The 1,134-nt window shown below is 62.5% G+C and carries 2 protein-coding genes; both read right to left on the bottom strand.

Translation table 11 applies throughout. The features are described from left to right. On the bottom strand, positions 1 to 997 hold a 997-nt coding region (locus R4P64_RS33905), incomplete at its 3' end, for a zinc-binding alcohol dehydrogenase family protein (protein ID WP_317824573.1). A 35-nt stretch (positions 998 to 1,032) separates the two neighbouring features. Further along, positions 1,033 to 1,134: universal stress protein (locus R4P64_RS33900; RefSeq protein WP_317824574.1), on the bottom strand; the 102-nt coding region annotated here is incomplete at its 5' end.

Below are 1,134 nucleotides of genomic sequence, written 5' to 3'. Positions count from 1 at the left end.
ATGGCACGAGCACTGCGGCACCGATAGTTCTGTCTGCTGCAAGATCGACCAAGGCGCGATTGGCTTGGTCGAGAGGATAGGCGACGGTGCTGATGTCCAGGTGATGGCGCCCGGCGAATTCGAGGAATTCGACGGCATCGCGGCGAGTATTCGCTGTGACCGAACGTATCTCGCGTTCGTAGAACAGGTGCCTCTGATAGTTCAGAGACGGGACGTCCGAGAGGTGTATGCCGGCGATCGAGAGGATTCCACCTCGGTCCAACGCTTCGAGTGCGGTGGGAACGAGGTCACCGACCGGTGCAAAGAGGAGGGACGAATCGAGCACCGTTGGAGGGCGGTCGTACGCGCCCTGTACGGAGGTGGCACCCAGGCTGGTCGCAAGGGCACGCGCAGATTTGCTGCGCGTCATGACATGTACTTCTGCTCCTCGGGCAAGTGCTACCTGGGCGGCGATGTGGGCGCTGCCGCCGAAGCCGTAGATTCCCAGTCGACCATCCTCGGGCAGGGACGCACGGTTCAGGGCACGAAACCCGATGATTCCTGCGCAGAGTAGCGGCGCCAGTTCGACATCGGAGTATCCGGATGGCAGGGAGAGCGCGAACTCTGCTGATGCGCAGACGTATTCGGCGTATCCGCCATCGACATCCCAGCCGGTGTACGTCGAATGCGGGCACAAGTTCTCTGCGCCGCGCAGGCAGCAACGGCACCGGCCGCACGTCGAATGCAACCAGGGAATTCCGACGCGGTCACCTGGAGCGAACGACTCGACGCTGCTTCCGACCTCCTCGACCACCCCGACAATTTCGTGGCCCGGGATCACGCAGACCCGGTGTACCGGCAGATCACCTTCGGCGATATGGAGATCGGTGCGGCACACCCCGCACGCGAGAACTCGAACCAGAATTTCGCCGACTCCGATCGTCGGGCGCAGGGTCCGTACCTCGACCAGGGGATGGGTTCTGATCGTTCCGGGGTTGCGTGCCTGCCACGCTGTCATAGATGCCGAAGGTCGGGCGCTGTGGCTCACGTCGGTCACCGATGACTGTTGACGATCATCAGTGGACACTGTGCCTCGTGTAGAACTTCTCGGCAGGTGCTTCCGAGGAGCATTCCACTGAATCCGCCGCGCCCACG

This window comes from Rhodococcus sp. IEGM 1366 (genome assembly GCF_033142425.1).
Lineage (GTDB): Bacteria > Actinomycetota > Actinomycetes > Mycobacteriales > Mycobacteriaceae > Rhodococcus_F > Rhodococcus_F globerula.
This window is presented reverse-complemented; position numbering and strand designations above follow the sequence as displayed.